The organism is Sphingorhabdus sp. EL138 (assembly GCF_900258045.1).
In the GTDB taxonomy this organism is placed as follows: Bacteria; Pseudomonadota; Alphaproteobacteria; order Sphingomonadales; family Sphingomonadaceae; genus Parasphingorhabdus.
This window is the reverse complement of record NZ_OGVD01000003.1, coordinates 97,507-124,501: the sequence shown is the minus strand read 5'-3', so window position 1 is coordinate 124,501 and position 26,995 is coordinate 97,507. Positions and strand designations below refer to the sequence as shown.

Sequence of the window (26,995 nt, the reverse complement as noted above, 5' to 3'; positions counted from 1 at the left end):
CATGACTTTCTATTTTACACGCGGTTCTGTTGCCAATCCTTCGTCGGACAGTGCAGGACAAGAAACCAAGAAATTACGGCTGGATGTCATCGCGCAAGTTGGTCCTTGGCCAGTTGCATCCCGGCTGATCGGATATCGGGGCAAATTATGGTTCGCTAACTCGGTCAAGGGTCGCAATCACAATTCGGCCGATATCTGGAGTTTCGATCCCGACACGCGCGAAACGAGATATGAACGGCATTTATACAGTCAGGATGCTGGGCATCCACTGGTCTACAAGGGATTACTTTACTGGCCGTTCGAGGATGCACTGCAATCTGCCGGTGAAGGCGTTGTCGAGGTTACCGATGGTGTAACTTGGAGCCCTTTGATCATTCCCAATTCGCCAATTTATCACACCAGCCAGTTGCTGGAATGGAACGATGGATTGCTGGCAATTACCGGAACGCGTAACGCTGGTCTGCAACGATCAAGGGATGCGGGGCGCAGTTGGGAAGAATTTTATATCCACCCGACGCCGTCTACGCATGTCAGCCGGATCAAGGAGATGCTCCTATTTAATGACGAAACTTATGCTTCGCTGAAAGACACCAAGGTTAAACGTCTTGTCAGGTGGACTGGCTCTGGTTTCCAGACCGTCAGCAGTTGGCCGCCTAATCGTTATTTTAACGGCCTGAGGGTGCACAGAGAGGGGCTCTTTGGAATTGTCGGACGTGGCCGTGAGAGGGAAATCTGGCGCTTTGACGGGAGAAGGTCCATCCGCGTTGGCTTTAAGGGAGCATTCGTCGATTTGGCCAGTGATGGTGATCAACTCTGGGTCGTTTCCAATGATGGGCGGCTATGGTCGAGCCAGACTGGCGATAGCTGGACGCGGCATGGCGATCTTGAAAACGGTCGCCCGGTATCCATTCAGGCAATTGCAGGAGGAATCTATGTCGCCGGAGCAGGAGACGATGGACGAGGCATTGTCTGGGGTCCTAGTGAGCATGTCATTCCCTTGGACAACAAGCCGCCCAAACTCATCTCGCAACTCCCGGCGAAAAAAACAGCAATGGATTGGGCGGCTGCAGGCCAGAAAATCGACGCGCTATTATCCGACCCGTCTACCTATATCGATGCCGGCAGAAGTGAAGTTCGCAGACTAATAGTTCAAGCTTCCACCAATGGCGCGCCCTCGGGTTTTTTTGCCTAGCGTTTGAAAGTAGAAATACCGCCTGTGACGGTACGCGCATTCGGCGGCAATATGGAGCTCAGAGCTAGAGATATTGCGCGTGCAGTCCTTTTATCGGGTATGGAGAGAGCCGGTCATGCAAATGTACCGATTTCATATCTGAAGGACCCCTGGACCTCTCCGCCGAACAGTTACGAAAAATATTTTGAGATAGAGCTGAGCGCACTAAGAGCCGTCGCAGCTTCCGGACAGGATGATCGAGAAACAATAGAGGCGTTGTTGGCAAGACTGGATTTCGCCAATGATCCTCCATGGCTCAGGTCACAAGTGATCGGTACGCTGACCGCCGTCAGCGGCGAGCATTTCGGTTATGATGTTGCTGCGTGGAAAAAATGGGCAAAGTCAAAAGTTGATGGATAGAGCATCCTGTATTGACTAACTATCCAATGTCCGTACTGGGCGCGTAGACAAACGCTAAGCGGACGCCGCGTTTTGCATCTCTTTTGCAATATCGAAACTCTCACGAGCTGCGTCGATTCTGGAGAGGTTCTTCAGTGCCCAATGTCCCAACGCGTTAACGGGTTCACAAAATGACTCGCCCATTGCTGTCAGGTTATATTCTACCTTGGGCGGAATGGTCGGATGGTAGGTGCGATTGACAAGACCGTCCCGCTCCAGCTCGCGCAAGGTACGACTGAGCATCCGTTGCGAGATTCCCAGATTGCGTTTCAGTTCATTGAACCGCAGCGTCCCATACTGGGAAAGCGATATGATCACCAGTACGCTCCAGCGGTCGCCAACGCGGGTCAGAACCTCGTTTATGCGTTTGCAATCAGGGCATTGCTGCGAAACGGATTCTGATTCTGACATACTAGTTCCTTCCATGTAACCAAGGCTCAAAAATGTGCCTTCTTGCGGGAAGATCCAGTTCCCAATATATCGTCGGTTACAAAAGTATACTGGCTAACAAGAGCTCTGACAAGAGGAACTACTAGATGACCGATAAAACCCTGATCGAATTGTTGAACTGGCGCTATGCCACCAAGAAGATGGATCCTGCCAAAAAGGTACCGCAGGAAAAGGTGGACGCCATTCTTGAGGCTATTCGCCTGGCACCTACGTCAAGTGGTACACAGCCGTTTGAGATTATACTGGTTACCAATCCGAAAGTTCTGGCCAAAATTCGCATGGCCGCTGGCGACCAGACACCTATTACCGACGGCTCTCATCTTCTGATTTTTGCGGCTTGGGACAATTATACCAATGAACGTATCGACGAAGTGACCACACTGAATATCAAAGCACGAGGCGAGATACCGCTGATACACGACTATTATGGCAACCTGAAGGCCAATTATGTGCCTCGCGAAGCCGAGGTCAACTACGCCCATACGGCACGTCAAGCCTATATTGCCTTGGGGGTAGCCTTGGTCGCCGCCGCAGAGCAGGAAGTCGACAGCACACCGATGGAAGGGTTTGATCCCGCCGCGGTGGACAAAATTCTGGGCCTGAAAGAACGCGGCCTGCGATCCGTTGTGCTTTTGCCGTTGGGATATCGTGATCCGACGGGCGATTGGCTCTTGCCGATGCCAAAGGTACGCAAATCAAGCGAAACCATGATTACGCAAGTCGACTAAAGTGCTGCCATTGCCCGATACAGAACATTGATGACGCAACAACTATAACTTCCAGATACAAAGGGAAACCCAATGGCCATATCAAATGGTGAAAGCTGGATTGCACTGGCGATCATTATCTCATCGGTTTTGACCGCGTGGTTCATGAATTATCGCACGCCCCGGGTCCGTGCATTCGGCACGTTACTTGCTGCAATGGGGTGTTTGGCGATCGTCATATGGTTCGTGATAATATTGGGAACAGGCATACTGGAAAACCCGAAGCCAAATCAGACCCCGATGGATTCCGCAAAGCCGATCATGTTGTGGTTGCAGACAGCCGTTGCGCTTGGAGCTGCGTTAATGCTTTTGCTGGCTGCCTATAGGCAAGCCAAAACCAGCAACGCGCTGGAATTACGCCTGGAAAACGAATCTGATCGCTACGGATTTGTTTCGCGCATGCTTCACTGGACGACAGCGATATTGTTCATTATTCTTATTCCCATAGGTATTTTTGCATCGATGATCCCGGAGGATACGTGGTTCCGAAATCACTATTATGTCGTGCATAAAACAATAGGAGTGCTGGTTTTCGTTCTGCTTGTAGCTCGGTTACTTTGGAACCAAAAATCAAGACGTCCCGCGCTCGATGCATCACTCAAACCGGTGGAGCATAGATGGGCGCACCGGGCACATATCATGTTGTACCTGATGATGTTGGCTGTGCCCGTGACTGGATATGTGATGACCAGTTTTCATGGATATCCAACCTATATCTTTGCGCTGGAAGTGGAGCCGTTCTGGGGAGAGAGCGACGCATATATAATTTGGGGAACATTCCATAAATATATTCTACCTTATCTACTCTATATCATACTGGGCGCGCATATCCTCGGCGCGCTGAAGCATCATTTTGTCGATAAGCATGAAGGTGCTTTGAAAAGAATGGTAGGATAAAGCCTTTGCCCTCCAGTGTCCCCTTTCGTGGAATAGCGGACATTGGGTCACCCAGCCTGAACATCCTTAAATACCGATACTCAATAAGCCAAAATCCCTAAAACAGACATATGTTGCATCGAGCACATCAGCTTGGCGACGTCGGTCGATCCGGTAAATACGACCTCGCATGATCCTATGCACAGCTGGGTTCGGACATAGAAAGCCTATTGTTCAAAGGGTTTTGGCATGGAGTTTTACTAGCCCTATAGATATTGCTGGCAGTACCAATATTGGATGTTACCGTTACCGGGCGAAACTAAATGCAGCTTTTTTGGAAAACTCCTCTTCTGGGCCCGGCCGTATTCACTATTTGGAAAATGGATGCTCAGAGAAAGTACAGGCTCACAAAAGACTGGATAGAGCGTGGAGACCATCTGCTGGAAGTTGGTTCTGGTCCGGGTAGCGTTGTAAAGGTTTTCCGCGAACACGGACTGTGCGTGATGGCACTGGATATCGCGGACAATAGCATCTCTGAAGACCTGAAACCCACAATATATGATGGCGATACCATGCCATTCGCAGACCAATCATTTGACGCCGCGTTGCTCCTTACCGTGTTGCACCATATAGCTAACCCTGACAAAATCCTGCAGGAAGCTGCGCGCGTGTCAAAAAGATTGATCATTGTGGAAGATGTCTATGACACTCCATTTCAGGCCGCTTACACCAAGCTGACTGACAAGATTACCAACATGGAATTTATTGGTCATCCCCATAGCAACAGGTCACATGACGAATGGCTGGAAACTTTTGATCGGATGGGCTTCACCCTTCGTCACAGCGAAATCCATAGATTGGCAAAATTCTATCAGCAGGCTGTTTATATCGTTGACACAAAATGAATAAGCACGGCGGGCATATTCGCATCTGGTCATTTTTTGCTGCCTTGTAACGCTTGTCGGTTTTGGGACGAATATTGGTCATACACTAGGGACAGACCACATATTCATTCTGCAAGGTTCGACATGAAACATCGTTATATCGCCATATTGTCACTTCTGGCATCTGCACCCGTACAGGCGGCAGATTTTGACCATTCCAGCTGGGATGCTCTTTTGACCGATAATGTCGAGATGGTGCCCGATGGCAGTTCCTCAACCGTAAACTATGCGAAGTTTGAAGAGGATCGCGCTGCTCTGAAATCCTATCTGGATGCGATGGCAAAAGTCAGCCGCGAGGAGTTTGATGGCTGGTCGAAACCGCATCAGCTCGCGTTTTTGATCAATGCCTATAACGCTTGGACGGTTGAGCTAATTCTCACCCAATATCCCGATCTGGTGTCGATCAAGGAGCTGGGATCGTTGACCGAGTCACCATGGCAAATGGCCTTTATTCCGCTTTTGGGAGAGACATTATCTCTGGATAACATCGAGCATGATATTATCCGCGGCAGCGGACTATATAATGACCCACGCATCCATTTTGGTGTGAACTGTGCAAGCATTGGTTGCCCGGCCTTGCTCAACGAAGCCTTTGTTGGCAGCAAGCTGGACCAGCAATTGGATATGATGACCAAGGGGTTCTTGAGCGACCGCACCCGCAACCGGCTTGAGGACGGAAATCTCGCCGTGTCGAGCATCTTCAACTGGTATGGCGATGATTTTGAACAGGGTTGGCGCGGCGCTGAAACGCTGGACGAATTTTTCGCGCTCTATGCAGACAGTCTTGGTCTGTCTGCTGACGACATTGAAGCGCTCGATAGCGGTGATATGGAAATCACATTTCTGGAATATGACTGGCGGCTCAATGACAGCAAAGGACCGGGTTCGGCCGAGAACTCCAACTTTATCTCGCCCCTATGGCTCATAAGGTCAAACCCCATTCTCGGCGTTGCAGCTGGCGGCGTTCTGTTGGTGCTAGTTGGCGGGATCATATTTTTCATCCGGCGGCGGCGCGCGAAAGCAGCCCAAGCTTAACGGAAGAACGCTTCCCGTCCGATCACATATAATATCTTGTTCCCTGCGAGCAGCACGCCGCGGACCGTACCGGATATTTTTGATATACCGACACGGCGGCGGTAATTGGCCGGGCGTTCGGTTATGCGCATATTCTGTTGTACAGCTTTTACCTGCATCTCAACGGTCCAGCCAAAATCCCTGTCCGCCATATTCAGGCGATCAAGCACATCAGCCCGAATAGCGCGAAATGGCCCGAGATCAGTCATTCTCGTGCCCCAAATCAGCCAAACCAATTGGGTCGCAAGCCAATTCCCAAACTGTTGCGGGAAGGTCATGGCCCCGGTCTGCTTCTGCCCCAGTGCCCGTGATCCGATGACCAGATCAGCCGCGCCGTCTGTCAGCGGCTTAATCAAAGGAGGCCCTTCCTCCGGCACATCTGCACCATCACCGTCCATGAACAGAAATATATTCGTAGCTGGTGGGGCGGCGGATATGCCTGCCAAACATGCAGCGCCATAGCCACGCTTTGGTTCGCGTACAATTATCGCTCCGGCGGCCAAGGCCTGTTCGACCGTCCTGTCCGTAGAGCCATTATCGGCGACAATGATGCAAGGTGGCTCAGACCAGTTCTGCGATCCAATATCGCGAACGACCTCTCCGATAGAATTTTCCTCGTTCATTGCCGGGATGATAACCGCAACTTGGGCCCGCGCTATTGGTGTGCACAAAACCTCTGCAGAATCACTGGCTTTCTTTTCTCTTTGAAAACGCCGATAATCCCAGCAGACAGCGGCCAGCAATATGATGATCTGAGCCGCCCAAGCCATCCAGTGCACCTCGAAATCCCTCAACGCCGGGTTTTCAAGGTTAAGTCCTGTCAGATAGCTAAGCGGCAATGCAACCGCCGCCGCGAAAGGCCAGACCATGCGGCTTTTTGTCGCAAACGGCAATATCCACAACAAATACCAGGCATTCACCGCCGGTGCGAATAGCAATATGGCACCGAAGATCATTGCTATCGGCGCGACTTCCAAACTGCGCGTACGCGCATGCAGAACCATGATGATGCCAATACCGATCAATGCGGCGCTCAGCCTTGCTATTGATGAAGGCAACAGCACATCAAGCAACGCAAAGCCCATGGGATTATAATACCAGTCCGCCGCAAAAACGCCGGTTGAATCGAAACCGGCACCCTGCCCCTGGACCAGAAAAATACCATAGATAAGCGCCAGTGTTGCGATAGCGGATGCCACGGCCCGCCACCCCATGCGCAAAAGCAGGGGCCAAAGAGCGAGCGCCACAATCTTGGCACCGGCCGCAAGTCCGAAGAACAGACCAGCCAACAGCGGATAGTGCTTCGCCAATAATATGCCCGCGAGCAACAGCATCGCCATTATCCCATCGGGATGGATGTGGATGATTGTTTCCGCCAGTACCAGAGGGCACCAAGCATATAAGGCCGCCTTTTCAGGACTGGTCCATCGCAGCAGCAAAAACACCAGGATCAGGTTGATTACCGCAAAAAATATCCGCAACCCTGCCGGATCTGTACCGGCGAACAGATAGGCAAGCGAGAATATGAATTGCAGCGTCGGGCCATAAATTGTCGGCAAATGCGGATTATTTACCCCGTCCAAGGTCAGTGCAAGACCGTTGTCGGGGAGCGACTTTCCAAAAAAGTCGGCAGGCGCGATACCATAGGGAGAGCCGGAGATTATCAGTCGCCAGCCATCCCAAATAAACCGGAAATAGTCATCTTCAAAGGCCGCAAAGCCAAAAATCGCTACAACATGAAGAATCAGCGCAACGCCAAAAACCATTCTGGCCGTCAGTGCCGTTGATCGCCAGATACCAATGAATACGGTTAAGCTACCAAGGCTTAGCAACGCAACATAGGGAAGGACCGCGCCGTCATCACTGTGCGACAACAACAGAAGTCCAGTGGTAACGGCAATTGCCGCTACCACTGTCAATATTGTGGAAAAGCCGGTCACCACGCCGTTGGGACGGGCGACAGATGATTGTTGAATCAAGGCGCGATGCTATAGCGTTCCGACATATAGTAGAGCACGGCCTGTCGCTGTTTGGCCTTCAGATCAAATTCGCCAGCTTTCACCCTGGCAGCAACTTCACGCGCCGTTTTACCATCGGTAAAGCCGCCCTTATACTCACACTTCTTGCAAGTAATTCGCTTTTTGAAAGCTCTTTTGCCCTTACTATAAGCTGCAGCGCGGGGGTCACGTGGTTGAGACGCGCCAAAACCGCCTCCACTATAACCGCCACCACCGCCACCACCGCCTGACGCCAACGCCGGTGCCGCGATCATCACAGATAGTGCTGCTACAGATAAGCTCAGCATTTTCATATCATACTCCTAAATTTTTGGTCCGGGTTTTGAACCCTCAATACAATTTCGGAGAAAAATGGTTTTTTGTTACAGGTCGGTTTGAAAATACTGCAATTTATGTAACGAAATAGCCGTCTCAATCGAACCATCTGCTACTCAGCGGCCATCATAAGGACTATTAAAGCATGCTTTTTTTGGCTGGAACCGGCTCATGAACACTGTTCGGTTAGTGCTCTTCACCCGCTATCCGGTGCCGGGATCTGCAAAAACACGCCTGATCCCGGCATTGGGCGCAGACGGGGCGGCCGCCGTACATATGCAGCTGACCGAGCGGACCGTAGAGATACTGAAGCAAATCAGTCAGCCGATTGAAATCCAGTATAGCGGCGGCGATGCGAATACCATTGCCAGATGGTTGGGTAGCGACCTGTCCTATGTGCCGCAGGTAGAAGGCGATCTGACCAGCCGTCTGTTGGCCGCGATGGACCCCGCACCGGTCATATTCTTGGGCTCCGATACACCTGATCTATCCGCCCACCATGTGAACGCGGCAATCAATGCTTTGCAAAAATCCGATGTAGTTATTGGACCAGCAGATGACGGCGGCTACTATCTTATTGGTTTAGCAAAACCCTATCCTTTTCTATTCCAGAATATGCGCTGGAGCACAGAACATGTTATGCCCGATACGCTTGATCGTTTGAGACAGCATGACATTGGCTTTGAGTTATTGGAGACATTACATGACTGCGACCGGCCAGAGGATCTGGAGCGATGGCCATGGCTGAATCCATGAACCGGGTTACCATTCTAATCCCGATGCTTAATGAAGAGCGGGCATTGCCTAACACTTTGGATTGCGTCAAATCACTGGATCCACCGGCGGATGAGATTCTGATTGTGGATGGTGGCAGTTCCGATACATCTGTAGCACTCGCTCAGACTGCGGGACTGCAAGTCATCGCAGCGCCCAAAAAAGGTCGCGGCGCACAAATTAATTTCGGAGTGCATGAAGCGGAGGGCGAGATTGTCTGTGTGCTTCATGCCGATAGTATACTGCCTGCGGACGCCGTGGCGGTGATGCGCGCCGCCATGGCCGATGGTAAAACCGGTCTGGCCAGCTTCACACCGCGTATTGCCGGGCCGCGGGGAACACGCTGGGGTTCGACGCTGCATAATTGGATAAAGACATGGTATGCGCCACTCATTACTCGGCCGCATCTGTTCCTTCGCGGTGTGCGACTGTTATTCGGTGATCATGCGATGTTTTTCAGGCGAGAACAGTTTCTGGCCATTGGTGGCTGCGATGAACGGGTGGCGGTGATGGAAGAAGCCGATCTTTGCATCAAACTGTCGCGCTATGGCAAAATCCGGATGATACCGCGCTGGGTCTGGACATCGGACAGACGGATCACGGCATGGGGCCGTTGGCGGGCCAACTGGATATATCTGAAAGTCGGATTGATGTGGGCTATGGGCGCTCGTGAGCGGCTGGCCGATGAATATCCAGATATCCGCTAGTCCGGCGTTTATTGGGCCATCGTGCTGGATGGCCTTACATCGCGGATAAAGTTGCTTTTGATGCAATGTTCGATCATTCTTTCCAAAGCTGCAAGATCAACCGGGGGGCAGGTCCGCCCACTAATCCGGCGCAGGTTTTCGGTCCCGAAATCGGGGCAGCGTTGAAAATAGCTGGCGTAGAACGCAGCAACATGTGTGTATAAACGGCGTTCCAATTCTGGTAGTCCTTGAACACCGAACATCTCTGGAGCCAGGAATTTAGGCGGATCCAGCTGGTCAAACAGGCCTATGGCTTCCGCAAGCATGGTGGGAGAGATAGCAGCCCCTGACGTCAGGTGAATGATCTTTCCCTCTGCCTTGTCCCAATGACCGACAATGTCGGTCAACCCTCCCACAACATGGTCAATGGGAACAAAATCGAGCGTCGCTTCGGGCGCTGCAGGCAACCGCGTAATATGACCTTCGGCGATCAGCCGGAATAACTGATAGAAGCTATCGAAGTGATGAAAACTGCCATCATCATGCGCGCCTACAACAATGCTGGGCCGTGCAATGACAGCGCGCCTTCCGGCAGCGAGCACCAAAGCCTCTCCTGCTGCCTTTGATTGCTCATAACCATTGGCGAAACTCTGATCGGCTACACATGGCGCTTCGGCAATCCGTCCGTCTTTCAGGCCGCAAACATAGGCTGTGCTTACATGAAGGAAGCGGGCTCTCGGTACCGTCTCCAGAACATTGAAGACACCGCGAACATTGACGTTTCGATACACTGCTCCGCTGGCATTGAAATCGGTCGTTGCGGCACAATGAATGACCAGATCAATCTGACGCCCGAGCAAAGCAATAGTGGTCTCATCCAGACCAAGGCCGCGTAACGTCACATCTCCGGTCAGTTTAGACGCACAACCGGCGTCGGGCATGACATTTGCGAAATCACCAGCTGGCAGCAACCGCCCGTCATTTGCATATATGTCACGGGTTTTCCGGATCAACGCGACGACCGCATGGCCAGCAGCAAGCAACCGCGCAGTAAGCTCACCGCCGATAGTTCCTGTTGCACCTGTGAGCAGTATATTCACGGTTTCAACAGCAAGACGCTGACTCGGCTTCTGCACCGCTGGTATCGGACGTATAGGGCATATCGCTGCCACACCCTTCAAACACACCATAGTGGCGAGAAAAATCACCGATGAAATCGAAATAAGGCGCGAAGCGTGTGTCCGCCAGCATGCGCCATGAATTGCCGCAAATGGGGAACACCCGGCCAACCTCGATAGCGTGTCCCTTATCCAGCTCGAACAGGCGTTCCTGTCCTTCTATGCCGCCTTTGTACATAACGGCCTGGCCATAGTCTTCGCACTCGGGCTCCAACTCCTCCAGTTTGAAAAGTCGATAGGTTGCCGAGTAGAAATTGATACCATCCAGCATCTTGGCAATATTCGCGTCACCAATGCCAAGCGGACGATCCTTTACCAGACGCGGGTCGCCGAAGCCGGCGCTCTTCGCCTGCTCCATGAAATCGCCCCAATAAAGCGCACCGGAAAGGCATTCGCCGTGAAGGACCGGATCATTCAACAAATGCGCCGGGACGCGGCGGTCGGCATAGACATCGGAAAAATACAGCTCACCGCCCGGTTTCAACAAGTTAAACGCCGCTCGGAAAACTGCAGCTTTGTCCGCCACCAGATTGATGACACAGTTTGAGACGATGATATCGAAACTGTTCGGTTCCAGTTCCAGTTCTTCAAGCTTTTCAATATCACCCTCGATAAAGCGGACATTGCTTTGCGCATAGCCAAAGCGTTCCCGGTGCCATTCGATATGCCGATTGGCGACTTCAAGCTGCGCGGGCGTGGCATCGACACCCACAACGGCGCCGTCTTCTCCGACAAGTTGCGCCAGCAGATAGGCGTCTTGCCCGGATCCGGAACCCAGATCGAGTATGTGCGCTCCATCAATCAATTGCGGCGTTACAAGGCCGCAACCATAGTAACGGCCCTTCACTTCTTCATGCACGTTATCCAATGCCGTTCTGACGCGGGCATCTGGCGCATCGGCCATGGTGCAAGCGTCGGTCAGCAGATCAGATGATCCGGCAAGGATTTCCCCATAATATTTTTGGCTATTTTCAAGATTCATTCAGTGGCTCCGCAATTTTACACCACTGGTTCGAGAAAAATAGCCAAGGGGTTACAGTTACATGCCACTGCATGTAACGAATGGCCTACATGTCGCGAATAGGACTATATGTCAGAGACTTCGCCATTTTCCGTTATCAATGCAACCCCACTTGATCCGAAAAAATTCCTTGATCAGGATCTAACCGCCAAGGGTGAAACGCGCGCGCGCGTCGCCATGACCGGTCTTGATACTTTGTGGATCAACACCGGCACCTTGTGCAATCTGGCGTGCGAAAACTGCTATATCGAAAGTTCCCCTACCAATGACGCGTTGGTCTATATCACGCTGGCCGAGGTCCAGGCGTTTCTAGATGAGATTGTGGCGGAGAACCTCTCAACACGCGAAATCGCGTTTACCGGCGGTGAGCCGTTTATGAACAAGGATATGATGGCGATATTGCGTCTTTGCCTGTCACGCGGGTTTGATGTGCTGGTGCTAACCAATGCCATGCGGCCCATGCGGCGTTTTGAAAGCGACTTGCTGGCATTGGAAGGCCGCAGCCGCTTGACGTTCCGGGTCAGCCTGGACCATTTCACCAAAGCCATTCATGAGGCAGAGCGTGGCCCCAATAGCTGGGACAAAGCGCTGGACGGAATTGATTGGCTTTCGGCGAACGGATTCAACATCTCGGTTGCCGGACGGCATTTAGCCGGAGAAAACGAGACACAGGCACGTGCCGGATATCGCGCGTTATTTGCCGATCGAAACTGGGCCATCGAAGTGGGTGCCCCCTCGCAATTGATGCTGTTTCCCGAAATGGATGCGCAGGCCGATATCGCCGAAATTACGGACGCTTGCTGGAGCATCCTGAATGTCGATCCGTCCAGTATCATGTGCGCATCCAGCCGCATGGTTGTGAAACGCAAGGGAGAGTCCACTCCCCGCGTCGCTGCCTGTACGTTGCTGCCCTATGATCCACAATTTGATATGGGCGGAACGTTGAAGGAAGCCAGCCAAAGCGTAGCACTAAACCATCCGCATTGTGCACGGTTTTGTGTTCTGGGCGGTGCCAGTTGCTCGGCTTAAATCGCTAAAACCCGTCCGGCCACGGCATCCAGTTTCGCCTTTAACACGGGATCTTGGACCGACGGGTCTGTAATCAACGCATAGTCGAGCACCGTATCAATCGGACTTGCCTCTCGTTTCTCTGGCAATGATCTCACCAGGTGTTCAACAAGCGCACGGCCTCTTGCTGCATTGTCGCTCAACTGAGCAATAATGGCCTCCACTTCAACGGGAGCTTCATTTTCGCGCCAGCAGTCATAATCGGTGACCATGCCAATCAACGCATAAGGGAGCTCCGCCTCCCGCGCCAATTTTGCCTCTGGCATAGCGGTCATGCCAATGACGTGAGCACCCCAGCCGCGATACATATGGCTTTCGGCGCGGGTCGAAAATTGCGGTCCCTCCATCGCCAGATAGGTGCCGCCATCCTGCACGGTTGCTCCGGCCTTTCGCGCAGCGCCAGCTGCATATGAAGATAGCCGCGGACAGACGGGATCAGCCATTGATACATGAGCAACAAGGCCGTCACCAAAGAAGCTTTTCTCCCGAGCGAACGTGCGGTCAATAAACTGGTCCACCACCGCAAAATGTCCGGGAACCAAATCTTCGGCGAGTGAACCAACCGCCGAAATGGAAACAAGATCCGTCACACCCACTCGTTTCATGGCATCGATATTGGCCCGAAAATTCAACTGACTCGGTCCAAGACTGTGTCCACGCCCATGACGTGGTAAAAATACACATTTTACGCCGGCAATATGCCCGGTCAGCAGTTCGTCGGACGGCGCTCCCCAAGGTGTTTCAACCGATATCCAACGGGCATCCTCCAGAGCATCCAGCTGATACAACCCTGATCCGCCGATAATGCCCAATGTCCATTCACTCATAGTTGAAGCTCCGCCCCGATTGAAATGTTGTTAGCCGGATATGACCGGAGGTTTCCTATGCTGCAAGTGTCATTACGATCCACGCGATCGCACCTGCCAACGGTAATGTGCCAACCCATGAAAGCAGGATGGTTCGCACGGTTGAACCGGACAATGTCTGCGCACCTGCACCTACGCCGGTAATGGCACCCACACTGACGTGGGTGGTGGATACAGGTAAGCTCTTGAAGCTTGCAGCAAGGACGAGCGCAGCTGTTGTCAGATTGGCCGTCAATCCCTGTGTTGGGGTCAGAGTAGTGATTTTTTGGCTCATCGTTTCGGCAACGCGGCGTGACAACAATAAACCGCCCAAGGCCACGGCAATGGCAATCGCGATCAATGACAAATTTGTGTTGCCAACATTCACCACCACCATCAAACCCGCCAACTTTGGCGTGTCGTTGACCGAGCGGGCAAAGCAGATCGTTGCAGCTGAGGCGATATGGGCAGAATTGAGTGTCTTGCTGACCGAAGCGCGAGTAGCTTCAGACCCGTGAACAGCGCATGCTTCATCCGTGTCGATGATAACAGCGGGCATAGCCAGGGCGCGTTTCATTGTGCCGTCAACGGTTGCTTGCGGTGCTGTTTTCACCACACAAATACAGTCCTTATTGATGTTTCTCTCTGGCAAAAACCTATAAACCAAATAACCGATGAACGCTGAAACGAACGGACTGACCAGCAAAGGCAGAATGAATGCCGAACCCAAATTGCCAACGTCGACCGCGCCTGCGCTGCTCGCAAGTCCGGCACCAATCAGGCCGCCAACCAGCGCATGGGTCGTTGAAATTGGTAGCCCCACCCGTGTCGCAATCATCACCGCCGCAGCCGCGCCGCTCGCTACCGCAAGCGCAAAGGAAGGCAAGGCGACAATTTCATCCGGGACCAGACCCTTGCCTGAAAACTGTTTTACCAGACCATGGGCAAGTAATATCGAAAGCAGGCTACCAGCCAGCGCCGCAAGTGTCGCGATTATCAACGCCTTGCGATAATCCAGCGTTGCCGAACCCCATACGGTTGCGAAGCCTTTAAAATTGTCATTTGCGCCATTTGCGAAGGCAAGGAACAGTGCTGCGACTATGACCAATGTTATTATCATCATCTACCCTTTGTCTGTTGGCAAAGGTTCGGTCCGGTAGAAGAGATAGTTACATGCCGCCGGCTTCAAACACTAATATCGGGTGTTTTTCTGGTCTTTGACCATACGGCCCCAAACCGGGTTATAGGGATGCACATATGAAGTTGATTTAGTTCCGCTAGCGTAAAGTGGGCGGTTTTCGTTGTGCCATTTGAAGATCCCACCCTCCAGATTGTGAACCGCTTTTGCACCCGACGATATCAAAGCATCTTGCACCCGATTGGCCAGATCGGATGACCGCTGCCCAACCGAACAATAGAATATGGCCGTCTTTCCTTTGGAGAGATCAGAAAATTGCGTGATGAACTCCTGTGTTGACATCCCTGGATCGACCCGAAAGGCACCCTTCAAATGGCTGACAGAAAATTCCGACGCCTCCCGCACGTCAAAAAGCACGGTGCTCTCCTGGCTCAGGGCTGATAGGCTATCACCATCAATATGACTCACCTCAACGAATTCGCTTTCTATTCCTTTGTGGACTTTGGCTAGACCGCCATCATCGCTCGCGAATAGCAGATAACCGGCCGCAATTAACGAACCGCACAGCGCAAACGCGATTGCACTTTTGGCTTTCCACTTCATTCCACCTTCCTAACCTTTGGGTCCAAAAGGGCGCAAGATATAGTCGCGTAGCGACGCAACTGGCGGATATCCATCAATGCCGGTCTTCGGAAACTCTCCATCCTTCGGCATATATTGCGTGCCGAATATGCGGTCAAAAAAAGAAAAGAAGGATGCGTAATTTTTGCCGATATGACGGATATCCCGTGTGTGATGGTGATGATGGTAGACATTGTCGGCAACGATATGGCGAAATGGAGCAGGAAATGACAGCGCCGGGGCATCAGAATGCATGTAGTAATTGGATATGAGATAAAATGTCGTCACCAGCATGATATGTTGCTGTGGAGCGTCGATCAAAAGTACCAGCGGCGTGGTAATCAGCAGTATGTAGATTACATCCTGCCCGAAATGGGAATAACTGCGTGCCGCATTTAGATGTTCGATTTGATGATGGATCGCGTGAAAGCGCCACAGGAAGTCAAAGTGATGTAGCGCACGATGCAGCCAATATTCCATCAGGCCCAGCAACAGCAGGTAAATCAGCGGAAAGACGACAAGCACGGGGCCTAGATCATCGGCGGCAAATAGCGGTTCCACGCCCAATGACCGAAGCAAGCCAAATTCTGCCGCTTGAACCAATATAGAAATCGCTAGCGCCACCACGCTATAGATCATGCCATCGCGATATCGGGTCCGAAAATCGGAAAAGCGCAGTTGCCGCCATTCGATGACGACAAAAAGCCCAGCAACCGTCAAAAAAGTGAATATCCCATTGGCCAGAGCTACAAATATATCGGCAGCTACTGGTCTGATTTCGATATCCTGAAAGAAAAACCCCAGTCGATATTGCATCCATCCAGCAGCATAGAGCAAAGATTCCGCAACGATCAACAAAACCGCAAAAGTCAGAATGAAGTTCCCGTAGCCTATTGGCTCCGACTGCTTGCTGGCAATGTTGGGATTATTATTTATCACGCCACCACCGATCTGCTTTCAAATTAAAATTATACGGTAGGTGTTCGATCGAAAGCCCTACGACGTTACAATTGGGGCAGTTTTGATTGGCGGTCCAACTTGTTTTGCCCGTATCCAGAAGACAGACCAGCTGAAGCCCGCCATGGGCGTCAAGAACAGTGTGTCCTTAGAATCCCCTCTGCCGATTTTCGCGATAAACGCGATCCCTTTTCATCAAGTACGAAAACCGCATTCGGCAGAAGCCCCAAAATCTGCTCATTGGGCTAATTGTAATTGCCAAATTTCCAACAACGAAAACGGTGTAGATTTTTTGGTATTACAGATTGGTATGCATTAATTATCTTTATGGTATGCATATTAGGTTGACAAAAATGTCTGACCTCGTCAGTTTCAAAAAAAACACAAAATATTCAGGGAGGATCCATGATGCGCTTTCACGCTCTAGCTGCACGTTCACAGAATCAACATAATCAGATAATCAAGGCTTTACTGGCCACAACAGCGATAACCGCGATGGCAGTGCCGGCGGCTGCACAAGATACGACAGCAAACGACTCGGATGAAAATACGATTGTCGTCTCTGGTATTCGAGCGACTATTCAGGATTCGATTGCAACGAAGAAAGAAGCAACCACCATTGTGGATGCGCTGTCTTCAGAGGAAATTGGTGATCTGCCGGCGTTATCCATTGGTGAGGCACTCGAAACACTGACCGGCGCGGCCTCACATCGTGAGCAGGGCGGCGCAACAGAGATCTCCATTCGTGGCTTGGGCCCTTTCTTGGGCTCTACCGTTCTGAATGGCAGGGAGGCGACGAACGGTAGTGGCGATCGCTCCGTGAATTTCAGCCAGTTCCCGTCAGAGCTTTTCAACAAAGTTGCGATCTACAAGACACAGGAAGCGAGCTTCATCGAAGGCGGTGTTTCCGGGCAAATCAGGCTCGAGACCGTCCGCCCGATTGACTATGGGAAGCGCCGTTTACAGGGTGATTTTAAGCTGAACTACAATCCCGACAACAGCGACCTGAACATTCGTGAGCGCAACCTGGGTTATCGCGGCACGGTCAGCTACATCGACCAGTTTAATGTCGGCGACGGCGAGGTCGGTATTTCGCTCGGCTACTCACGCAATGTGACTACCAACCCAGAGCAGGAAGTACGTTCAAGCAGTGGTTTTCGGGACTGCCGACTGGCTGGGATTGCCTCTGCGCCCAACACTTTCAATGAAGGTGTCTTTGAAGATGATAACTGTGATGACGGAGGCAGCGACGACGGTGATTTGATTCTTGAGATAGATCCTGCGACTGGTACCGCGCCAGATGCAGATACGCCGTTTCTTTTTACGTCGAGCTCCCGGTCATTCCGCCAGAATATTACCGATGATGAGCGTGATTCCTTCTTCGCAGCTGTGCAGCTAAAGCCTACTCCGGATGTGGATATCAATTTTGATTTTCAATATTCAAATCGCGAGTTCTCCGAAATTCGTAATGACCTGGTTTTTGCCGAAAACCGGCGTGTTGATGCACCTGATGTCGATTTATCGCGGCGCTTGCCATTTGACCTTATTGTCACGCCGGCCGGATCTTTGTTGCAGTTCACCAACGAACAGCGGATTGAAACCAACAGTCAATTTGTTGAGCGGCTGGAAGAATATTATGGTGGCGGTATTTCCATTGAAGTGCAGGCTTCTGATCGCCTGAAACTGTCCTTTGATGCTTCCTATTCCGATACTAGTCGCCGCGAGAATATCATTCAGACCCGGCTGCAATCGGACCGTGAGGACATTTTCGGTAATACCGTTCCCGGTACAAACAGCGCCCTTGAGAGGGGTAGTGATTCTATCCAGCGAGATCGCGTAGAAACTGCTACTTTCATTGGCCAGAACGGTTCGCAGGGCTATAATTTTATCGTCCAAAACTTCGACGTTACCAACCCGGATCTTTTTGCTGACGATGCCCGGACCCGAGTCGATCTCAACCAGTTCCGCAACAACGATATTCTGGGAATCCGAGGTGATCTCGAATATGAATTCGATGGCTTCTTGTCGAGCATTATAGGTGGTGTTCGCTATTCGGAACTGGGCTTTGACAGCGTGCCACGATCGCGGGACCAATTCACTTTTTCCGACGACGCGCTGACCATTGCCAATCAGGCCTGCCGGAATGATGTATTCCCGGAAAATAATTTTCTGTCATCAATTAGTGGTGGCAATGCTCTGGTGACGAATGTGGATGATGCCGGCAATGTCATCACCCAGGGCACGGGCAACAGCTACGCAACTTTCGATCCGCTTTGTTTGGTGCAGCAGCTGAATGCGGCTGACCCGCAGGGCATTGTTTTTGATGACGACGGGCGCCCGGTGATTCCCGGACCGCAAGAGACCATCCAGAATGTTAATGTCACCGAAAAGACCTGGGCCGGTTATTTGCAGGCCAATTTCGACGGGGAGCTGGGCAATACCCCGATCCGTGGCAATATCGGCTTGCGGGTTATAAATACGAAAGTGCGCTCGACCGGTCTTCGCGGTGCATTGATCACGGTCACTGATCCTGCCGATGGTACGATTGATATCGTTCCTGATCCGGCAGCCGGTTCCCTATTGGCGGTCACAGGAGGTGGCTCTTACACAGAATTTTTACCTAGCTTTAATGTGGTGGCTGAGGTCGCACCGAATGTTCAGGCGCGTGCTGCGGTATATCGTGCGCTGTCACGGCCCGATCCCTCCTCTCTAGGCTTTGGTCGCAGCTTTAGTGGACTCCAGGACGACACAGTAACATCAATTGCCGATGCGATCGGCAATGCCAACGCCAATGGTAATCCGTTCACTGAGCCGCTTCTGTCATGGAACTTCGATGCAGCGGTGGAATGGTATCCCAATGCCGATACAATCCTGGCTGCTGGTGTTTATTACAAACGCTTCAATGGCGGTTTCGAGAACACAACCCAAACCGAAGAGTTTATCGTTGACGGGCAAGCGCTGCAAACGTTGGTTACGACCCAGAACACCGTTGGTGAGTCCAGCACGATCTATGGCTTCGAGGTTACCGCTTCGCATCGTCTCAGCTACCTGCCTAAACCGCTAGATGGTCTTGGCTTCAAACTGAGCTACAACTATGCCAGCTCTAATTTCGAGTTTGAAGATGCGCAGTTTGGCGCGTCTCAGGTCTTTGGCAATAATGGTACACTTGTCGATCGTGTCGGGATCGTCCCACCAGCAGAAATATTTGGGCTTTCCAAGCATGTACTGTCTGCGCAGGCTTACTATCAGATTGGCGGTTTCGACTTCCAGGGTGTCTACAAATATCGGAGCAACTATTTCCAGCAGTTTATTTCGACACCCGGTAACCTCAGATATATTGGCAATACCGGCGTGTTCGAAGCGCGGATTTCATACAAGCTGACCGACAATATCAAGTTCACCATCGAAGGTATTAACCTGTTCAACGAACCGCGGAACCAGTTTAATCCGACGCTGGAAAATATATCGGAAGTGAACGTTTACGGACCCCGCTACTTCGCAGGCGTGAAATTCAAATTCTAAGCTCCCAAAGAGGGGCGGCGTGGCGGAAGCTTGAACCCGCCACGCCGGTTCTTAGGGCTTTGGTTTGGTAATTTGGTCGACAAATGGGGTATTTTTGCGTTAGATGTCTGAATTAACCGGACTAATTTAAACTGGAGGATGTGCGCCATAATGTCAGAGAAAAGACTCTTTCACAGCGTTGCAGAACAAATCTCTGATCTTATTGACGAGGGCGTTTTTCCTTTAGGTACCCGGCTTCCCGGAGAACGCGAGCTTGCGGAACGTTTTGGTGTTAGCCGTGTAACGATCAGGGAAGCAGAAATTGCTTTGCAGGCGGTCGGAAAAATCCAGATCAAAACGGGTTCCGGTGTCTATGTTTCTGAGGAATTACCAAAAGATCCAGCGCAATTACCCGATGTTAGTGCATTCGAACTGACCGAAGCGCGGTCCATGATCGAGTCTGAAGCGGCGGCACTTGCGGCGAAGGTTATTTCGGACGAGGCGTTGGATGATTTGCAGGAACTGGTTAGCCAGATGTCCGCTGCCAATGATGATGCTGCAACCAGTGCGGATCACGCCTTCCATATGACCATCGCCAAAGCCTCTGGCAACAAGGCGATTGTACATACGATTGAGACATTGTGGCGGATGCGAGAGGAGTTGCCCAAGGTCAAAAAGACCTATGGCTCGGTTTGTGAGGAAGATGCCGAATCTCGTATGAGAGAGCATCAGCTTATCCTTGATGCTCTAAAGGCACACAATCCTGATGACGCACGCAACGCCATGCGTGCCCATTTCTTCCGGTTGATCAGCGCGATGCTGGACGCGACGGAACAGGAGGCACTACGTGAAGTGCAGCAGCGTGCGAGTGAAAGTCGAGAGCGCTTCCTTACCAATGCCAATCTCGGCTAAATTGGTATAAACAAAAATCACTTTTGGTAGTACAAATTGGTTGACGTAAATTCGCGTCAGTGTTAGCCCGTGATCATAGTAAAAAGGATGATCAGGAGATGGTGTTCAGGTTTGCCCTGATAGTTGGGATTTTCATTGCCTGGGCATCGCCCGCGCAGTCCGCTCATTATTTCGTCAAAAACCAGAGTGAGTATTTCGAAGCCGCCAAAAAGGTCGAGGCTGGCGATATCATCATTCTGGCCAATGGCGAATGGCGTGATTTTGAGATCGTACTGACAGGTCAGGGTACCAAAACCAAGCCTATCACCCTCATCTCCGAAGAGCCGGGAAAAGTCCTTATCACTGGGCAATCTAATCTGCGCATTGGGGGCAAGCATATTCTGGTCACAGGTCTTGTATTCCGCAACGGTTATAGTCCAACCGGAGAAGTCATCTCTTTTCGCTGGACGAAAAAGGATTTGGCATATGACAGCCGGGTGACCGAGGTAGTCATCGATCATTTCAACAAGCCGGACCGGTTCGAAAGTGACTACTGGGTCGGCATGTATGGCAAGCGCAACCGCTTTGATCACAATCATCTGGTCGGTAAAAGCAATAAGGGTGTGACCTTCGCTGTCCGGCTCGACAGCAAGGATAGTCAGAAAAACTACCACCGAATCGATCACAATTATTTCGGACCGCGCCCTGTGCTCGGCTCCAACGGCGGAGAAACTCTTCGCATCGGCACTAGTAAATATTCGATGTTCAATTCGCATACGCTGGTCGAGAATAATTTTTTTGATCGTTGCGACGGAGAGGTCGAGATCATCTCCTCCAAATCCGGTGCAAACACCTATCGCGGCAATGTTTTCTTTGAATCGAGCGGGACATTGACCTTGCGCCACGGTGATGGCAATTTCGTCGAGAACAACGTCTTCATGGGTAATGGCAAAGATCATACGGGTGGTATCCGGGTGATCAACCGCGATCAGACAATCCGGAACAATTATATGGAAGGGCTTCGCGGCACAGGCTTTTCAAGCGCGCTGACCGTGATGAACGGTGTGCCCAATTCACCGGTCAATCGCTATGTCCAGGTCGACAATGCAGTTATTGAGAATAACAGTGTTGTTGATAGCAGGCGGATTACCTTTGCGGCCGGCGCAGACAAGGAGCGATCCGCACCGCCGGTAAACAGCAAATTCTCCGGTAACCTGCTAAATGGCTTTGGCGATGGCACCTTCATCAAGGTGCAGGACGACATTAACGGTATCCGCTTTACTGATAACCAACTTACCGCCGGCAATATGGAGAAGCCCGTTGCAGGTATCACGGCCATGCCCGCAACGCTGAGCCGCGCTGACAATGGTTTGCTGTATCCGGAAGGCTTGACCGTCGGGGCGTCCCGTGATCTGAAACCCGTGACCCGGGATCAGGTGGGGGTTACCTGGTATGCTAAGCCGGCAACCGGTGATCGTTTCGGCAAGGGCAAGGATATTGCTGTCGCACCGGGCGAAGACAGTTTGACCGAAACGCTGGCCGCGGCCGAAGAGGGCGACCGGTTGGTGTTGAGCGTCGGCGATTATGTGGTCAACAAGCTGCTACCGCTGGACAAAGCGATTTCCATTGCCGGGCCGGCGGAAGGCGGTGCCAAGATCATCTTTGCGCGACCGTCTTTGTTTGAAATCAGAGAACGCGGAAGCCTGAGTCTATCCAATCTGCTGATTGACGGGGCATTGGCTCCGGACTCGGTCGGCAATGCGGTTATCCGGACAACCAGCTATCCGATACAATCCAATTTCGTAATTTCGCTGGATCGCGTGAATATTGCCAATCTCGACGTCAACAAATCCTTTCATGTTATTGCGCTGGGAAAGAGCAGTTTCGCGGATCGGGTGACAATCAAGAACAGCAATTTCCTCAACATCTCCGGATCGATAATACAGGCGGCGGCAGAAACGGAGGATTACGGCCAGTATAACGCAGAATATGTCAGTATCTCTGAATCCAATTTCAAAGATATTGGCGGTTCGGTATTCAACATTTATCGCGGTGGACGGGATGAAAGTACTTTTGGTCCGCATTTTTCCCTATCTGAATCCAATTTCCTGAATGTCGGAAAAAGCGGCAATAATGCATCGGGCGCAGCGATGGTGTTGCATGGGGTGCAGCACAGTGACATCCGTAAATCAAACTTTGCCGATAGTGCGCCGATAAAGATCGTTCACACGGTCGGTCGTCCGCAAACTCGGGTTGCCCAGAACATATTTTCAAACACACCGGCACCAATTGTCGAAGAGCTGATCTGGACCGGCGCGCCGCGTGCAAAAATGTCCGATAACGTTGTCACGGACGGAACTGAGAAATGAAGTGGTTCATCCTGCCTCTGACGTTACTGAGCTGTTCTACTGCCTGTGCTGCCGGGGCGGCAGAAGGGTCGCAGCTCCGGTCAGCAGCGGCACCGCAAGCAGCTGCGCCATTATTTGATAACGAAGTCGTCCGTTCGCGCGCTTTTCTGAAAATGATGATGGATGCCGGTGTGGTGGTCCCGACGCCAAAAGATCCCGGCGGTGGTTACACGCATGAGCAGCACAAGCGCAACTATAAGGCAGTCTATTACGCGGGCATGCTCTATCGGATCACTGGCGAGCAACGCTATGCCGATTATGCCCGAGATATCCTGCTAGCCTATGCTGACCTTTATCCGACTTTGGGGGCGCATCCAGCACGCAAGAAGCAGAATTACGGCAAGATTTTCTGGCAGGTTTTGAACGATGCCGTGTGGCTCGTGCAGAGCGTCCAAGGTTATGAACAGTTTCGTGACCAGTTGCCACAAGCACAGCGCGACCGGATCGACAATCAAGTCTTTCGTGAAGCAGCCGATTTCCTATCGGTGGAGTCTGCACAGACATTCAATCTGATCCACAATCATGCAACCTGGGCCACAGCTGGTGTCGGGATGACCGGCTATATGCTGGGTGACCAGGATATGGTTGAGCGCGCACTACTAGGCTCTGCAAAGGACGGAAAATCTGGCTTTCTGCGTCAGACCGACCTGCTTTTCTCCCCAGATGGCTATTACTCGGAAGGCCCTTACTATCAGCGTTATGCGCTGATGCCTTTCTTGGTTTTTGCAGACGCGATTGAAAAAAATGATCCTGCACGCAAGATTTTCGAACGCCGTGACGGGATATTGCTCAAAGCACTGCGAACAACGGCCCAGCTGACCTATGGCGGTTTCTTCTTCCCGTTTAACGACGCGATCAAGGACAAGAGTCTCAATACCGAAGAATTATATCACGGCGTCGCCATTGCCTATACCAAGACCCGTGATCCGCAGCTTCTGTCGATTGCCGAGTGGCAAGGTCGAACCGTGTTGACCAGCGACGGCCAGCAGCTTGCAAAAGACCTTGCAGCTGGAAAAGCCGTGCCGTTTGACTATAAATCTTTACTGCTGCGCGACGGGCCGGACGGCAAAAAAGGAGCAGTGGCCATATTGCGCAATGGCACTGGTCCGCATCATCAGGCACTAGTGACCAAAAATAGCTCACAAGGCATGGGGCACGGCCATTTCGACAAACTGAGCTGGCAATATTATGACAATGGTCGCGAGTTGATTTCGGATTATGGAGCCGCCCGCTTCCTGAATATCGAAGCCAAAGAAGGCGGTCGGTATCTTCCAGAGAACAAAAGCTGGGCGAAGCAGAGCATCGCCCACAACACGCTGGTTGTTGACGAGCAAAGTCATTTTCGCGGTAATACCAAGGCAGGCGAGGCGCAGTCGCCAAAGCAGCTTTATTTTTCCGACAAACCCAGAAGCCAGATAAGTGCAGCGAGCATGACTGGCGCCTATCCTGATGTTGCGTTCACGCGCACGATGGCGTTGCTGGATGTCGCAGGGCTCGGCCAGCCGCTGGCAGTCGACATTATGCGCGTGCAATCGGACACAGCGCATCGCTATGACTTGCCGCTTCACTATAACGGTCAGATCATGCGCATCGGTTTCGATGTCGCATCCAATCCGCAAAACCGTCCGGTACTTGGTGACAAAAACGGTTATCAGCATATCTGGGTAGATGCAGAAGGCACACCGACTGCCGACAATAGCTTTGTCACTTGGTTGCTTGATGATCGTTTCTATACATGGCGTTTTGTTCCACATGCGGGTGCGCAGATGATCCTGGCCGAAAGCGGAGCCAATGATCCCAATTTCAATTTGCGCCGCGAACCGATGCTGATCCAGCGTGTCGACAATGCCAAAAACACCAGCTTTGCCGGAATATTGGAAGCCCATGGCCGTTATGACGGGGCGGCCGAACAAACCGTGGCGAGCGATAGCCAGATCAGGCAAATGGCTTTTGAAACCGTGGACGGCAAGGACATATTATTTCTGGAGACAACAGCCGGAACAAAGCTGGCTTTTGCAGTCTCTTATGATCCGGACAATGCCACCAAGCACACAGTGAAATTTCGGGGACAGACGCTTAGCTGGAAAGGCTTTGCCGCCCGAATTGACTTGGGAATTGGGAGAGAAAAATGAGTGCAATCATGGACGAATGTAGCCCGAGCGCGGTGCGCGCATCGGATGTTCCCATCGAGGATGTTGATCCCGGTATCAAGCGGCAAATGCTGGGCTATGGTCCGGGCATCATGATTTGCCGAGTGTGGTTTGAGAAAGACGCAGTTGGTACGGTGCACAGCCATTTCCACAGCCAGTCGAGTTATGTCGAATCTGGTCGGTTTCTGGTTCATGTCGATGGCGAGGATTTTGAGCTGAATGCCGGCGACTGTTTCTACGTCGCGCCCCATCAGGATCACGGGGCGGTCTGTCTGGAGTCCGGCGTGCTGATCGACACGTTCAGTCCCGCCCGGGAAGACTTTCTGAACGCGGGTGACCCGTCATGAGCACCGCTGCAAAAGAGAGTGTTGCCAAGATCGGAAAGTTTCGCTGGGCGATCGTGACACTCGTCGCATTGGCGACAATCATCAACTATATTGACCGCGGAGCGCTTGGTTTCCTGTGGCCGGAAATCTCCGACGAGCTTGGCCTCACGAAAGTGGACTATGCGATCATATTGAACGTGTTCACTTTCGCCTATGCCTTTGGCCAGACGCTGTTCGGGAAAATTTTCGACTGGATCGGCACGAGAATGGGCTTCGTACTTTCGATTGTCGTCTGGTCCGCAGCCACCATGTTACACGCCGTGGCTACGGGGCTTATGAGCTTTGCGCTTTTTCGAGGATTGCTGGGTGTTTCGGAGGCTGGTAACTGGCCAGGTGCGACCAAGGCAAATGCCGAGTGGTTCCCGATTAACGAACGCGCGCTGGCTCAGGGTATCTTTAACTCCGGTGCAGCCATTGGCGGCATCGTCTCGGCACCGATTATCGCTTATCTGTTTGTCTTCCTCGGTACATGGCAAGCGACCTTCATTGCGATTGGCGCGCTGGGGTTCCTGTGGCTGGTGCCATGGCTGATCATGTACAAGTCCGGCCCGGAAGATCATCCCTGGCTGTCAGAAGGCGAACGGCAATATATCCTGACCGGTCAGAAAAATGTCGAGACCAATGAGGTTGCAAGTTATGCACCCAGCTCCGCAGAAATCCTTTCGCGCAAGGAAAGCTGGGGCGTAATTATGGCGTCCTTTTTCCTCGACCCGATCTGGTGGTTATTCGTCGGATGGCTTCCGCTGTACCTCTCTGAAACCTATGGCTTCGGCGTTGCTGAAATCGGTCTTTATGCATGGGTGCCTTATGTCGGTGCCATGTTCGGTGCCTGGTTTGGCGGGCTGCTCGCGCAAAACCGGATCAAGTCCGGTTGGACGGTGAACAAGTCTCGCAAATTTGTTATCGCGCTGGGTGGGTTGATCATGCTGGTCTCGCTGCTGATGACAATCACGGCCGCAACACCCCTTATGGCGGTGCTGCTGATGGCGGCTATATTGTTCGGTTTCCAGACTGCCGTCGGTAATATTCAGACGTTACCCAGTGATTTCTACAGCGGAAAATCGGTCGGCTCCCTGGCTGGATTCGCCGGAACAGCGGCCAAACTTGCAGTGGTAGGACTCAATTTCCTCATCCCTGTGATTACGGTGAATAGCTACGCACCGGCCTTTGCGGTTGGCGCTGCCCTTGCAATTCTCACCGTATTGTCGGTCTTCATTTTATGCCCAGAGATCAAACCTCTCAAACCAAATTCTCCCTAAAACAACCTAAACTTCAATGTTCTAAAAACAGGAAAAAA

The 26,995-nt window shown here is 51.9% G+C and carries 24 protein-coding genes; 15 read left to right on the top strand and 9 right to left on the bottom strand.

Annotated features, from left to right (window positions below):
- Nucleotide 1: 1 nt before the first annotated feature.
- A complete protein-coding gene (locus DK507_RS06800) occupies nucleotides 2-1,192 on the top strand; it encodes a sialidase family protein (protein ID WP_162558939.1) in 1,191 nt (396 codons plus the stop codon).
- A gap of 24 nt (nucleotides 1,193-1,216) precedes the next feature.
- On the top strand, nucleotides 1,217-1,591 hold the full coding sequence (locus DK507_RS06795; protein ID WP_109355644.1) for a hypothetical protein: 375 nt from the start codon (nucleotides 1,217-1,219) through the stop codon (nucleotides 1,589-1,591).
- Nucleotides 1,592-1,645: 54 nt separating this feature from the next.
- Here DK507_RS06795 and DK507_RS06790 read toward each other — a convergent pair whose 3' ends face one another.
- Nucleotides 1,646-2,041 (bottom strand): helix-turn-helix domain-containing protein, encoded by a 396-nt coding sequence (locus tag DK507_RS06790; RefSeq protein ID WP_109355643.1) that lies wholly within the window; start codon nucleotides 2,039-2,041, stop codon nucleotides 1,646-1,648.
- Between the two features lie 125 nt (nucleotides 2,042-2,166).
- Between DK507_RS06790 and DK507_RS06785 the strand changes: the two genes are divergently transcribed.
- The 4 genes from DK507_RS06785 to DK507_RS06770 all read left to right on the top strand — a co-directional run bounded on the left by DK507_RS06785 (nucleotide 2,167) and on the right by DK507_RS06770 (nucleotide 5,702).
- A complete protein-coding gene (locus tag DK507_RS06785; protein ID WP_109355642.1) occupies nucleotides 2,167-2,808 on the top strand; it encodes a nitroreductase family protein in 642 nt (213 codons plus the stop codon).
- A 72-nt stretch (nucleotides 2,809-2,880) separates the two neighbouring features.
- On the top strand, nucleotides 2,881-3,744 hold the full coding sequence (locus DK507_RS06780) for a cytochrome b (protein ID WP_109355641.1): 864 nt from the start codon (nucleotides 2,881-2,883) through the stop codon (nucleotides 3,742-3,744).
- A gap of 359 nt (nucleotides 3,745-4,103) precedes the next feature.
- Entirely contained in the window at nucleotides 4,104-4,628 is a 525-nt protein-coding gene (locus DK507_RS06775) for a class I SAM-dependent methyltransferase (protein ID WP_162558938.1), read from the top strand.
- Between the two features lie 123 nt (nucleotides 4,629-4,751).
- Nucleotides 4,752-5,702, top strand: a complete 951-nt coding sequence (locus DK507_RS06770; RefSeq protein ID WP_109355639.1) for a DUF547 domain-containing protein — start codon at nucleotides 4,752-4,754, stop codon at nucleotides 5,700-5,702.
- Here the strand turns inward: DK507_RS06770 and DK507_RS17950 are convergent.
- Both DK507_RS17950 and DK507_RS06760 read right to left on the bottom strand, forming a co-directional pair.
- On the bottom strand, nucleotides 5,699-7,720 hold the full coding sequence (locus DK507_RS17950) for a glycosyltransferase (RefSeq protein ID WP_216822351.1): 2,022 nt from the start codon (nucleotides 7,718-7,720) through the stop codon (nucleotides 5,699-5,701). The two genes, DK507_RS06770 and DK507_RS17950, sit on opposite strands and share 4 nt — an antisense overlap.
- On the bottom strand, nucleotides 7,717-8,052 hold the full coding sequence (locus DK507_RS06760; protein WP_109355638.1) for a hypothetical protein: 336 nt from the start codon (nucleotides 8,050-8,052) through the stop codon (nucleotides 7,717-7,719). The genes DK507_RS17950 and DK507_RS06760 overlap by 4 nt, the downstream gene beginning before the upstream one ends.
- Nucleotides 8,053-8,245: 193 nt before the next feature.
- Between DK507_RS06760 and DK507_RS06755 the strand changes: the two genes are divergently transcribed.
- Both DK507_RS06755 and DK507_RS06750 read left to right on the top strand, forming a co-directional pair.
- On the top strand, nucleotides 8,246-8,830 hold the full coding sequence (locus DK507_RS06755) for a TIGR04282 family arsenosugar biosynthesis glycosyltransferase (protein WP_109355637.1): 585 nt from the start codon (nucleotides 8,246-8,248) through the stop codon (nucleotides 8,828-8,830).
- Nucleotides 8,815-9,555, top strand: a complete 741-nt coding sequence (locus DK507_RS06750) for a glycosyltransferase (protein ID WP_254054282.1) — start codon at nucleotides 8,815-8,817, stop codon at nucleotides 9,553-9,555. The genes DK507_RS06755 and DK507_RS06750 overlap by 16 nt, the downstream gene beginning before the upstream one ends.
- Nucleotides 9,556-9,563: 8 nt before the next feature.
- Here DK507_RS06750 and DK507_RS06745 read toward each other — a convergent pair whose 3' ends face one another.
- Complete coding sequence (locus DK507_RS06745; RefSeq protein WP_162558937.1) at nucleotides 9,564-10,634, bottom strand: SDR family oxidoreductase; 1,071 nt, start codon at nucleotides 10,632-10,634, stop codon at nucleotides 9,564-9,566.
- A gap of 4 nt (nucleotides 10,635-10,638) precedes the next feature.
- Nucleotides 10,639-11,694, bottom strand: coding sequence for a methyltransferase domain-containing protein (locus DK507_RS06740; RefSeq protein WP_109355635.1), 1,056 nt, complete (start codon nucleotides 11,692-11,694; stop codon nucleotides 10,639-10,641).
- Between the two features lie 108 nt (nucleotides 11,695-11,802).
- Between DK507_RS06740 and DK507_RS06735 the strand changes: the two genes are divergently transcribed.
- Nucleotides 11,803-12,762 (top strand): radical SAM protein, encoded by a 960-nt coding sequence (locus DK507_RS06735; protein WP_109355634.1) that lies wholly within the window; start codon nucleotides 11,803-11,805, stop codon nucleotides 12,760-12,762.
- On the opposite strand, the gene DK507_RS06730 is transcribed toward DK507_RS06735, so the two are convergent.
- From DK507_RS06730 to DK507_RS06715, 4 genes are all read right to left on the bottom strand, one after another.
- Nucleotides 12,759-13,628 (bottom strand): S-methyl-5'-thioadenosine phosphorylase, encoded by an 870-nt coding sequence (locus DK507_RS06730; protein ID WP_109355633.1) that lies wholly within the window; start codon nucleotides 13,626-13,628, stop codon nucleotides 12,759-12,761. The genes DK507_RS06735 and DK507_RS06730 overlap by 4 nt on opposite strands.
- 55 nt (nucleotides 13,629-13,683) lie before the next feature.
- A complete protein-coding gene (locus tag DK507_RS06725) occupies nucleotides 13,684-14,769 on the bottom strand; it encodes an inorganic phosphate transporter (protein WP_109355632.1) in 1,086 nt (361 codons plus the stop codon).
- A 69-nt stretch (nucleotides 14,770-14,838) separates the two neighbouring features.
- Nucleotides 14,839-15,387 (bottom strand): rhodanese-like domain-containing protein, encoded by a 549-nt coding sequence (locus DK507_RS06720; protein ID WP_109355631.1) that lies wholly within the window; start codon nucleotides 15,385-15,387, stop codon nucleotides 14,839-14,841.
- A gap of 9 nt (nucleotides 15,388-15,396) precedes the next feature.
- Entirely contained in the window at nucleotides 15,397-16,344 is a 948-nt protein-coding gene (locus DK507_RS06715) for a sterol desaturase family protein (RefSeq protein ID WP_109355630.1), read from the bottom strand.
- A gap of 423 nt (nucleotides 16,345-16,767) precedes the next feature.
- Here DK507_RS06715 and DK507_RS06710 point away from each other — a divergent pair, with 423 nt between their 5' ends.
- From DK507_RS06710 to DK507_RS06685, 6 genes are all read left to right on the top strand, one after another.
- Entirely contained in the window at nucleotides 16,768-19,884 is a 3,117-nt protein-coding gene (locus DK507_RS06710; RefSeq protein WP_216822350.1) for a TonB-dependent receptor, read from the top strand.
- A 150-nt stretch (nucleotides 19,885-20,034) separates the two neighbouring features.
- Nucleotides 20,035-20,775, top strand: a complete 741-nt coding sequence (locus DK507_RS06705; protein WP_109355629.1) for a FadR/GntR family transcriptional regulator — start codon at nucleotides 20,035-20,037, stop codon at nucleotides 20,773-20,775.
- Between the two features lie 98 nt (nucleotides 20,776-20,873).
- Nucleotides 20,874-23,123 carry a polysaccharide lyase 6 family protein gene (locus DK507_RS06700; protein WP_109355628.1) on the top strand — a complete coding sequence of 750 codons (2,250 nt, stop codon included), beginning with the start codon at nucleotides 20,874-20,876 and terminating at the stop codon, nucleotides 23,121-23,123.
- On the top strand, nucleotides 23,120-25,294 hold the full coding sequence (locus tag DK507_RS06695) for an alginate lyase family protein (protein WP_109355627.1): 2,175 nt from the start codon (nucleotides 23,120-23,122) through the stop codon (nucleotides 25,292-25,294). Before DK507_RS06700 ends, DK507_RS06695 begins: the two co-directional genes overlap by 4 nt.
- Nucleotides 25,291-25,659, top strand: a complete 369-nt coding sequence (locus DK507_RS06690; protein ID WP_216822349.1) for a cupin domain-containing protein — start codon at nucleotides 25,291-25,293, stop codon at nucleotides 25,657-25,659. Before DK507_RS06695 ends, DK507_RS06690 begins: the two co-directional genes overlap by 4 nt.
- On the top strand, nucleotides 25,656-26,957 hold the full coding sequence (locus DK507_RS06685; RefSeq protein ID WP_109355626.1) for an MFS transporter: 1,302 nt from the start codon (nucleotides 25,656-25,658) through the stop codon (nucleotides 26,955-26,957). The genes DK507_RS06690 and DK507_RS06685 overlap by 4 nt, the downstream gene beginning before the upstream one ends.
- Nucleotides 26,958-26,995: the final 38 nt, after the last annotated feature.

Excerpts from the sequence above, each read along its gene's own strand:
- DK507_RS06760 (WP_109355638.1), bottom strand. The coding sequence starts at position 8,052 with ATGAAAATGCTGAGCTTATCTGTAGCAGCACTATCTGTGATGATCGCG.
- DK507_RS06785 (WP_109355642.1), top strand. The coding sequence starts at position 2,167 with ATGACCGATAAAACCCTGATCGAATTGTTGAACTGGCGCTATGCCACC.
- DK507_RS06700 (WP_109355628.1), top strand. The coding sequence starts at position 20,874 with ATGGTGTTCAGGTTTGCCCTGATAGTTGGGATTTTCATTGCCTGGGCA.
- DK507_RS06690 (WP_216822349.1), top strand. The coding sequence starts at position 25,291 with ATGAGTGCAATCATGGACGAATGTAGCCCGAGCGCGGTGCGCGCATCG.
- DK507_RS06800 (WP_162558939.1), top strand. The coding sequence starts at position 2 with ATGACTTTCTATTTTACACGCGGTTCTGTTGCCAATCCTTCGTCGGAC.
- DK507_RS06780 (WP_109355641.1), top strand. The coding sequence starts at position 2,881 with ATGGCCATATCAAATGGTGAAAGCTGGATTGCACTGGCGATCATTATC.
- DK507_RS06750 (WP_254054282.1), top strand. The coding sequence starts at position 8,815 with ATGGCTGAATCCATGAACCGGGTTACCATTCTAATCCCGATGCTTAAT.
- DK507_RS06755 (WP_109355637.1), top strand. The coding sequence starts at position 8,246 with ATGAACACTGTTCGGTTAGTGCTCTTCACCCGCTATCCGGTGCCGGGA.
- DK507_RS06695 (WP_109355627.1), top strand. The coding sequence starts at position 23,120 with ATGAAGTGGTTCATCCTGCCTCTGACGTTACTGAGCTGTTCTACTGCC.
- DK507_RS06725 (WP_109355632.1), bottom strand. The coding sequence starts at position 14,769 with ATGATGATAATAACATTGGTCATAGTCGCAGCACTGTTCCTTGCCTTC.
- DK507_RS06685 (WP_109355626.1), top strand. The coding sequence starts at position 25,656 with ATGAGCACCGCTGCAAAAGAGAGTGTTGCCAAGATCGGAAAGTTTCGC.
- DK507_RS06740 (WP_109355635.1), bottom strand. The coding sequence starts at position 11,694 with ATGAATCTTGAAAATAGCCAAAAATATTATGGGGAAATCCTTGCCGGA.
- DK507_RS06790 (WP_109355643.1), bottom strand. The coding sequence starts at position 2,041 with ATGTCAGAATCAGAATCCGTTTCGCAGCAATGCCCTGATTGCAAACGC.
- DK507_RS06735 (WP_109355634.1), top strand. The coding sequence starts at position 11,803 with ATGTCAGAGACTTCGCCATTTTCCGTTATCAATGCAACCCCACTTGAT.
- DK507_RS06775 (WP_162558938.1), top strand. The coding sequence starts at position 4,104 with ATGGATGCTCAGAGAAAGTACAGGCTCACAAAAGACTGGATAGAGCGT.
- DK507_RS06710 (WP_216822350.1), top strand. The coding sequence starts at position 16,768 with ATGATGCGCTTTCACGCTCTAGCTGCACGTTCACAGAATCAACATAAT.
- DK507_RS06720 (WP_109355631.1), bottom strand. The coding sequence starts at position 15,387 with ATGAAGTGGAAAGCCAAAAGTGCAATCGCGTTTGCGCTGTGCGGTTCG.
- DK507_RS06705 (WP_109355629.1), top strand. The coding sequence starts at position 20,035 with ATGTCAGAGAAAAGACTCTTTCACAGCGTTGCAGAACAAATCTCTGAT.
- DK507_RS06770 (WP_109355639.1), top strand. The coding sequence starts at position 4,752 with ATGAAACATCGTTATATCGCCATATTGTCACTTCTGGCATCTGCACCC.
- DK507_RS06730 (WP_109355633.1), bottom strand. The coding sequence starts at position 13,628 with ATGAGTGAATGGACATTGGGCATTATCGGCGGATCAGGGTTGTATCAG.